The organism is Arthrobacter sp. I3, assembly GCF_000520575.1.
Taxonomy (GTDB): Bacteria; Actinomycetota; Actinomycetes; order Actinomycetales; family Micrococcaceae; genus Arthrobacter; species Arthrobacter humicola_A.
The window spans coordinates 1-7,904 of sequence record NZ_KI914953.1 but is presented as its reverse complement, the minus strand read 5'-3'; the positions used below and the strand labels follow the sequence as shown (position 1 = coordinate 7,904).

The window sequence follows — 7,904 nt, the reverse complement described above, 5'->3', positions numbered from 1 at the left end:
CGGGGCGGGAATTGATTTCGACGGCCACATTATTCCCGGCGCACGCTGCGAACACGCGCGCGGCGTCGAACTCGGACTGCGGGCGGGTTCCCCTCGACCCCTGCAGCAGCCGGCCGGTGCAGTGGCCGAGGACGTTCGTGTGCGGATCATTGATGGCGCCCAGCATCCGCTCGGTCATGGTGCTCCGGTCGGAGCGGAGCTTCGAGTGGACGCTCGCCACCACGATGTCCAGCCGGTCCAGCATCTCCGGGGACTGGTCCAGGGTGCCGTCCTCCAGGATGTCCACCTCGATCCCGGCCAGAAGGCGGAAGTCGCCGCCGTCCGCGTTGATGTCCGCAACAACGTCCAGTTGTTCCCGAAGGCGTTCGGCGCTCAGGCCGTTGGCGATCTTGAGGTTGGGGGAGTGGTCCGTCAGGGCGAGGTAATCCCGGCCCAGTGTCCGGGCGGCGTCAGCCATCAGTCCGATCGGGGATCCGCCGTCGGACCAGTCGCTGTGGCTGTGCAGGTCCCCGCGGAGGGCCGAGCGCAGTTCGGCCCCGCCGCTCGCCAGGGGTTGCTGCCCGCGTTGGCGCAGATCCTCAAGATAGTCGGGCACGCCGCCGTCGACCGCCTGCCGGATGACGTCGAACGTTCTGTCGCCGATCCCCTTCATGCTCTTGAGCCGGCCGTTGCGTGCCCGCGCTGCGACCTCCTCCGGGTCCAGGGCGCCGATAATCCCGGCCGCCTTGCGGAACGCCTGGATCTTGAAGGTGGGGGCGAGCCCGCGTTCGAGCCAGAACGCAATCTCATTGAGGGCATCAACGGCATCCATCAGTCCATCTTGCACCCACTCTGCCCGGCCCCGCCCCCATCCTGGCCCGGCTTTTGTATCGGCGGGAGGGGCCGATTTTGGATAATCCGGGGGTCTGCCCTTATAGTTTTATAGTCCAGTTCGGAGGAACCCGAAAGGACAAAAACGACAGGCTTCGGCCCTTAATTTTTGCCCTGATATGTTTCACCGGATGGCGTCCTGGCCCCCATCGTCTAGCGGCCTAGGACACCGCCCTTTCACGGCGGCGGCACGGGTTCGAATCCCGTTGGGGGTACGCAAGGAACTGGTCAAACCGGGTGAAAAAGTCTGGTAGGCTAAAGGCCTTGAAAATCTGCGGTAGCGATATCGCAGACAGCAAGAACAAGCAGTAAACAAGCAAGGCCCTGTAGCGCAGTTGGTTAGCGCGCCGCCCTGTCACGGCGGAGGTCGCGGGTTCAAGTCCCGTCAGGGTCGCTCTGATTGCCGGAAGAAATTCCGGCCTTCAAGGTGACATGTCACCTAGGCTCTGTAGCTCAGTTGGTAGAGCGTTCGACTGAAAATCGAAAGGTCACCGGATCGACGCCGGTCGGAGCCACCACTGGGAAGCATCAGTTCTTTGAGAACTGGTGCTTTTCTTCTTTAACACCATCTCCTGCTCCGCTTTATCGACGGGGGAGACGGGCGGCGAGGGGCGGGCGACGGCGGCGACCGTTTGGGAGCCGTCCAGCCGGCCGGGCTAGACTCGCACGCTGGGGAAAGAACACCAAGGCCGCCGGCAGCCCGGTCCGGGCGGGCGGCGCAATCTCAACCGAAAAGTGATTCTGCAACGTGACTTCGAAGAATATTGCCCGTCCTCTCGCCGCAACCGCCCTCCTCGCAGCCCTGGCTCTTACCGGGTGTTCGGCCCCGCAGGCCGGCAGCGCGCCTTCGTCCGCCGCGGGCACGTCCGCCGCGGGCGCGTCCACTGCTTCCGCGTCCGCCACGCCGAGCCCCAGCGGGACCTCGGGACCGTTCGGCGGCTTCACCAGCGCCGCCGAGGCGTGCTCCAAGATCTCGGAGCAGGCAACCGGCGCCACGCTCCTTCCGCTGTCGGCCGCCCAAGGCAAGACGGCGGAACTGGAACAGTTCAAAACTGAGCTTGCCGAGACGGCCGAACGCGTCCCGGACAGCCTCAAAGCCGACTTCGCCAACCTCAAGGAGGTGGCCGTTGCCGGCGTCACCGACCAGACGGTCTTCTCCAGCGGAAAGCTCCAGGCCGCCATGGCGCCGGTCACGACCTGGATCGCCACCAATTGCAAGTAGGGGGTTCGGCCAGGCCAACGCTCGAGTCGGCTCCCGGCTGACATCCCGCAGCCTACAAACGGCCGGCCTCGTCCCAACACAGACCGCCCGTTCCCGCCCCCACCTGCATGGACTGTGGGAACGGGCGCCGCAAGATTCCCCCACGGCCCCCAAGGCAGGGACTAGGGTTGTGTCAAAGAGAAGGGGGAGTGCGTTATGGAATACCAGAATTCTCAACCCGTCGCCGGTCCCGCGGCCGGTCAACACGTTGCCAGCCTCGCAGGTCAGCCCGCGGCCGGCGCCCTGGTCAGTCCCACGGACGGTCTGTCCGCGCCGGCCGGCACCGGCCGCACGGTCATAGCGGAAACCGCCGTCGCCAAGGTCGCTGGCATCGCCGCCCGATCGGTGCCCGGCGTCTATTCGTTGGGATCAGGACCCTCACGCGCCCTCGGGGCCATCCGCGACGCCGTCGGCAACGCCGATCACGCAGCGGGCGTCCGCGTGGAAGTCGGCGAAACGCAAGTCGCCGTCGACATCGATCTTGTTGCGGTGTATGGCACCCCCCTGCAGGCCCTCGCGGACCAGGTCCGCGCCGTCGTCTACGCCGCCGTCGGGGAACTGGTGGGGCTCGAAGTGATCGAGGTCAATATCGAGATCAACGACGTTTATGTGCCCGGCCCGGCCAAACCGGCCGCGTCCGCCGAGGCCCGGCCAGCCAGGGAGGCAATCCAATGAGTCTGACGGTAGTGGGAATCGCCATGGGCGCCTTCGTGGCCTTCATGTCCTTCCAGTTCGGTGTCTGGGGCTTCCTCGGCGCCCTGTTCTTCATGGCCATCGGCGCCCTCCTGGGCCGGGCCGCAGAGGGGAAGCTGGACCTGCGCAGCGTGTTTGACGCCCTCACAGGCCGGCGTTCCTCCTCATGAGCATCACGGCTGAAGCGCCGATCCCCGGCGCCGCGATGGCCGGGCACAACCGCATCAGCACCCAGGCCCTGACGAGCGTGGCCCGGGCGGCCGCGGGGGAGGCCCTCGGTGTCCCGGCGCACGACGTCCGCGCCGACTGGTCGGACGATGACGGGCTGCTCGCCCTCTCGCTGGTCATGCCCGTCGCGGTCCCGAACCTCACCGCTGTAGTCCGGGACCCAGGCCGCGTCGCCGGATTCGGCGGTTCCATCTGGGAGCGTGCCGTCGCCGCCAAGGCCGAGATTCTGCGCCGCGTGACGGAACTGACCGGAGCGCAGCTGAGCCGGGTGGACATCCGCATCAGCGGGGCCGCCGTGCGCGGGGGAGGCCGGGTTCATTGAGCCAGGACACCCAGAACGCCGGGATCGACTCCGCCGGGCACGACGCCGATGCGGTGCAGGGTAGCGCGCCGTTGGGTTCCGGCGCCGCGGGCATGGGCCGGATAGTGAAACGGGAGACGCACACATCGCGCGCTGTTGTGTCCGTGATCGCGGCCGGCCTGGTCATGGCCGTGTTCGGCTATGCTCTGCTTGAGACGGGGGTCCGTGCGATCGGGCAGCCGCCGTGGCTCGTGGATCCGCAGACCGCGGCCGAGCGCGTAGTCGCGCTCCCGGCGGGAATCCCGCCGCTTCTGCTCGGCGTCACGGGCGCTGTGATCGCGATGGCCGGATTGTTCTTCTTCCTCAATGCTGTGCTGCCCGGCCGGCGGGCACGCCACCTGCTCCCGGACCGCCGGGCCGCCGTCGTGGTGGACGATGAGGTGATCGCCGCTGCCCTGGCGCGCCGGGCCCGGCTGGCCGCCAACGTGGCCAAGGAACAGGTGATGGTGGTCGTGTCGCGGAACCGGATCACGGTCAACGTCCGGCCGACCTCCGGTGTGCCGCTGCGCCCGGACGCCGTCCTGGAGGCTGTGCGCCGGGAAGTGGAGGAAATGGGCCCCTGGCCGATGCCGGAAGTGCGGATCCAGGTAGCCACAGCCGGGGTGGTGGGGGCATGAACAACACACCCCGGGCGCTGAACCGCGTACTGATTGGCATCCTTGGCATCCTCCTCCTCGCCATCGGCGTCCTCCTGATACTGCTTGCGAGCGTCCCGGCCGTGGGCGTGTGGTGGCATGAGTGGGCCGGCGGCGTCCTGAGCTTCTGGCTCGATTTGTTCGAACGGACGCAATTCCCCCGCCGCCAGGGGAGCTGGCTGTGGCTTGCCATCTGCCTGGCGCTGCTGGTGGTGCTTGGCCTGATGATCGCCTGGATTGCCCAACAAGGTACGGGCCGGACCAGCCTGCTCGTGGCAGAGGAGGACCCGGGTGAAGTGCCCGGCAACGTCGGAATCAGCGGCGGCGTGGCGGAGCAGGCGCTCCGCGCGGCGCTGGCGGACCGGCCCGACCTGGCCGGCGTCACGGTAGCCGCCTACAAAATCAGCGGGGAGCCGGCCCTCAAGATCCGGGTGGAACCGCGCCAGGGCGTCGCCCCGCACCGGCTCGCCGCCGAAGTTTCCGCCCTGGTAGAGGCGCTCGACGCGGTGATCGGCAAACGCACCCAGGTGCTGATCCACATCGGATCCGGCGCGCGGTCGCGGTTCGGCCGTTCCGAGCGGGTCCGCTGAGCCGGCGGTGGGCTGAGGCAGCCTTCCCGGCAGGCGCGCCGCGGGGCCGGCCAACGGGCCACGGAATCTCCTTTGCATAAAGGTTTCATGTAAACGCTTGCATTCCGGACTGCCTGTTGATTACTGTGATGGTCGGCACACCATCAGTACGGCCGTTTTTCACCGGTACTCAGCGAGGAGCACTCCAGTATGAAAACCCGCAATTTCCTACTTCCCGTCGCCACGGCAGGCATTTTGGCTATCACCCTTTCGGCGTGTGGCGGCGGAGGTGGCGGCACTACCAGCGGCAGCGACGCCGCCTCGCAGGGCCTGGACGGACGCGGCCCCATCACTTACGTTCAGGGCAAGGACAACAGCAACGTGGTCCGCCCGCTGATCGACAAGTGGAACGCCGCCCACCCGAACGAGAAGGTCACGTTCAAGGAGCAGACCGACCAGGCCGACCAGCAGCACGACGACCTCGTCCAGCACTTCCAGGCCAAGGACCCCGGCTACGACGTCGCGAGCGTCGACGTCGTCTGGACCGCCGAATTCGCCGCCAAGGGCTGGCTGCAGCCGCTCAAGGACAAGATGGCGCTGGACACCTCGGCCATGCTGAAGCCGACCGTTGATGCCGCTTCCTACAAGGGCACGCTGTACGCGGCACCGGAATCATCCGACGGCGGCATCCTGTACTACCGCAAGGACCTGGTCCCCACGCCCCCGAAGACCTGGGACGAGATGATGAGCATGTGCTCCATCGCCAAGACCAACAACATCGGCTGCTACTCCGGCCAGTTCAAGAAGTATGAGGGACTCACCGTCAACGCCTCCGAGGCAATCAACTCCGCCGGCGGAGCCGTGCTGGACGAGAACGGCAAGCCCAACCTGCTCACCGCGGAGGCAAAGGCCGGCATGGCCAACCTGACCAAGGCCTACGCAGACGGCTCGATCCCGAAGGAAGCCATCACGTTCCAGGAAGAGGAAAGCCGCCAGGCATTCCAGGACGGCAAGCTGCTGTTCCTCCGCAACTGGCCCTACGTCTACAACCTGGCCACCACTGAAGGCTCCTCCAAGGTCAAGGACGTCCTGGGCATGACCGCACTCCCCGGCAAGACCGGTCCGGGCGCCTCGTCCCTCGGCGGCCACAGCGCCGCGATCAGCGTCTACTCCAAGAACAAGGCCACCGCAGTGGACTTCCTGAAGTTCCTCACCACGGAAGAGACCCAGAAGTTCTTCGCCACGCAGGGTTCGCTCGCACCGGTGCTCGGCAAGCTCTACGACGACAAGGAGCTCGTCGCCAAGCTGCCGTACCTGCCGGTCCTGAAAACCTCGATCGAGAACGCCGTGCCCCGCCCGGTCACCCCGTTCTACCCGGCCGTCACCAAGGCCATCCAGGAAAACGCGTACTCGGCCATCAAGGGTGAGAAGACTGTAGACGCGGCCCTGTCTGACATGCAGAAGTCCATCGAGTCCGCTAGCGCGGGACAGTAGGTCCATCATGGCAACTGAAGTAGGCCCGACGTCGGTCAAGGCACCGGCGTCGGGCGGGGCACCGATCCACCACGCACCCAAGGGTGTTGGGGAGGACAACCGCATCGCGACGCAGGGGCGCTGGGCAGCTTGGCTGCTGGCGCCGACCATCCTCGCATTGGGCATCGTGATTGTCTACCCGATCATCAGCGCCCTTGTCATGTCCTTCCAAAAAGATGCCGGTCTGGACCCCGCCACGGGTCTCTTCGTTGAGGGTGGCCCGGCCGGCTTCTCCAACTACTACAACTGGATCTTCCAGCAATGCCCGGCTCCGGACGGCGGAACCGTTGACTGCCCGCCTGGAACCCTGGGCGCGCAGTTCTGGTCCGCCACCGGCACCACGTTCTTCTTCACCATCGTCACGGTGGGCCTGGAGACGGTGCTCGGCTTCTGGATGGCAGTCATCATGGCCCGTGCCTTCCGGGGCCGCAGCCTGGTCCGCGCAGCTGTCCTGGTGCCGTGGGCCATCCCCACCGCCGTGACGGCCAAGCTGTGGCTGTTCATCTTCGCCTTCGAAGGCATCGGCAACAAACTCTTCAACACCACCGTCCTGTGGACCGGCAGTGAATGGCCGGCCAGGTGGGCCGTGATCATCGCGGACGTCTGGAAGACCACGCCGTTCATGGCGCTGTTGATTCTTGCCGGCCTGCAGATGATTCCCGCGGAAGTGTACGAGGCGGCCAAGGTCGACGGCGCCTCAGCCTGGCAGCGGTTCCGGATGATCACCCTGCCGCTGGTGAAACCGGCGCTCATGGTGGCCATCCTGTTCCGCACCCTGGACGCGCTGCGCATGTTCGATCTCCCGTACATCCTGACCGGCGGCGCGAACAACACCACTACGCTGTCCATCCTGGTGATCAACCAGATCAGGCAGGGCTTCAACGCGGCGGCGGCTTTGTCCACCATCACGTTCTTCATCATCTTTCTGGTGGCTTTCATCTTCGTACGCTTCCTCGGGGCGAACGTGGTGGAGCAGCAGACCGGCGCAGGTAAGGGGAAGAAATGACCGCCGCGACGAGCGCCGCAACCGAGCTGCGCGCAGAGCAGGACCGGGGGCGGAAGGCCGCGCAGAACCGCGAGAAGTGGGCCCAGAGCCGGACCTACATCAGTGCGGTCGTGATCCTCTTCTGGTGCCTGGCTCCGGCCTACTGGATGGTGGTGACTGCCTTCCGGGATGTCGGATTTACGTACGACACCTCGCTGCTGCCGACCCACGTGACGCTGGACAACTTCAGGACGGCGTTCGACACCTCCTTCGGCAACCACTTTGGCCAGGCACTGCTGAACAGCTTGTTCATCGGCACCGTCGTCACCCTGGTGTCGCTGGTGATCGGCGTGTTTGCCGCCTACGCCCTGGCCCGCTTGAACTTCAAGTTCAAGTACCTTGTGCTGGGCTTCATCCTGGGCGCTTCCATGTTCCCCGGCGTCGCCCTCATCACCCCGCTGTTCCAGCTCTTCACGAACATCGGCTGGATGGGCACCTACCAGGCCCTGATCATCCCGAACATCTCGTTCGTGCTGCCGCTGACGGTCTACACCATGACATCCTTCTTCCGGGAGATGCCGTGGGAGCTCGAGGAATCGGCCCGGGTGGACGGCTGCACGCAGGGACAGGCGTTCCGGAGGGTCATCATGCCGCTGGCCGCACCGGCCATCTTCACGACCGCCATCCTGGCCTTCATCTCCTCGTGGAATGAATTCCTGATCGCCAGCCAGCTCTCGTCCGACGCAACGCAGCCGGTCACAGTGGCCAT

General features: G+C 66.1%; 10 protein-coding genes and 3 tRNA genes. 12 read left to right on the top strand and 1 reads right to left on the bottom strand.

Annotated features, from left to right (window positions below; genetic code table 11):
- Positions 1-811: PHP domain-containing protein (locus Y706_RS26440; protein ID WP_043436477.1), on the bottom strand; the 811-nt coding region annotated here is incomplete at its 3' end.
- Between the two features lie 201 nt (positions 812-1,012).
- Between Y706_RS26440 and Y706_RS0118685 the strand changes: the two genes are divergently transcribed.
- From Y706_RS0118685 to Y706_RS0118630, 12 genes are all read left to right on the top strand, one after another.
- Positions 1,013-1,085 (top strand) — tRNA-Glu (locus Y706_RS0118685).
- 105 nt (positions 1,086-1,190) lie between these two features.
- Positions 1,191-1,264 (top strand) — tRNA-Asp (locus Y706_RS0118680).
- A gap of 48 nt (positions 1,265-1,312) precedes the next feature.
- Positions 1,313-1,388: transfer RNA gene (locus tag Y706_RS0118675), tRNA-Phe, on the top strand.
- Between the two features lie 230 nt (positions 1,389-1,618).
- Positions 1,619-2,092, top strand: a complete 474-nt coding sequence (locus tag Y706_RS0118670) for a hypothetical protein (protein WP_028277791.1) — start codon at positions 1,619-1,621, stop codon at positions 2,090-2,092.
- A gap of 195 nt (positions 2,093-2,287) precedes the next feature.
- On the top strand, positions 2,288-2,806 hold the full coding sequence (locus Y706_RS26435; RefSeq protein WP_084476250.1) for an Asp23/Gls24 family envelope stress response protein: 519 nt from the start codon (positions 2,288-2,290) through the stop codon (positions 2,804-2,806).
- The gene (locus Y706_RS0118660) at positions 2,803-2,994 is read left to right on the top strand and encodes a hypothetical protein (protein WP_026266861.1); all 192 of its coding nucleotides are present in this window, start codon (positions 2,803-2,805) and stop codon (positions 2,992-2,994) included. The genes Y706_RS26435 and Y706_RS0118660 overlap by 4 nt, the downstream gene beginning before the upstream one ends.
- Positions 2,991-3,374: a hypothetical protein gene (locus Y706_RS0118655; protein WP_028277790.1), complete on the top strand. Its 384-nt coding sequence runs from the start codon at positions 2,991-2,993 to the stop codon at positions 3,372-3,374. Before Y706_RS0118660 ends, Y706_RS0118655 begins: the two co-directional genes overlap by 4 nt.
- Positions 3,371-4,030 (top strand): DUF6286 domain-containing protein, encoded by a 660-nt coding sequence (locus Y706_RS0118650; protein WP_028277789.1) that lies wholly within the window; start codon positions 3,371-3,373, stop codon positions 4,028-4,030. The genes Y706_RS0118655 and Y706_RS0118650 overlap by 4 nt, the downstream gene beginning before the upstream one ends.
- A complete protein-coding gene (locus Y706_RS0118645; RefSeq protein ID WP_028277788.1) occupies positions 4,027-4,638 on the top strand; it encodes a hypothetical protein in 612 nt (203 codons plus the stop codon). The genes Y706_RS0118650 and Y706_RS0118645 overlap by 4 nt, the downstream gene beginning before the upstream one ends.
- Positions 4,639-4,827: 189 nt before the next feature.
- A complete protein-coding gene (locus Y706_RS0118640) occupies positions 4,828-6,111 on the top strand; it encodes an ABC transporter substrate-binding protein (protein WP_028277787.1) in 1,284 nt (427 codons plus the stop codon).
- A gap of 7 nt (positions 6,112-6,118) precedes the next feature.
- Positions 6,119-7,156, top strand: coding sequence for a carbohydrate ABC transporter permease (locus tag Y706_RS0118635; RefSeq protein ID WP_028277786.1), 1,038 nt, complete (start codon positions 6,119-6,121; stop codon positions 7,154-7,156).
- Positions 7,153-7,904 (top strand): carbohydrate ABC transporter permease (locus Y706_RS0118630; protein WP_043436476.1); only part of this gene is annotated, 752 nt, incomplete at its 3' end. The genes Y706_RS0118635 and Y706_RS0118630, both read left to right, overlap by 4 nt.

Coding starts and splice junctions, on each gene's coding strand:
- Y706_RS26435 (WP_084476250.1), top strand. CDS start 2,288: ATGGAATACCAGAATTCTCAACCCGTCGCCGGTCCCGCGGCCGGTCAA.
- Y706_RS0118660 (WP_026266861.1), top strand. CDS start 2,803: ATGAGTCTGACGGTAGTGGGAATCGCCATGGGCGCCTTCGTGGCCTTC.
- Y706_RS0118655 (WP_028277790.1), top strand. CDS start 2,991: ATGAGCATCACGGCTGAAGCGCCGATCCCCGGCGCCGCGATGGCCGGG.
- Y706_RS0118645 (WP_028277788.1), top strand. CDS start 4,027: ATGAACAACACACCCCGGGCGCTGAACCGCGTACTGATTGGCATCCTT.
- Y706_RS0118640 (WP_028277787.1), top strand. CDS start 4,828: ATGAAAACCCGCAATTTCCTACTTCCCGTCGCCACGGCAGGCATTTTG.
- Y706_RS0118635 (WP_028277786.1), top strand. CDS start 6,119: ATGGCAACTGAAGTAGGCCCGACGTCGGTCAAGGCACCGGCGTCGGGC.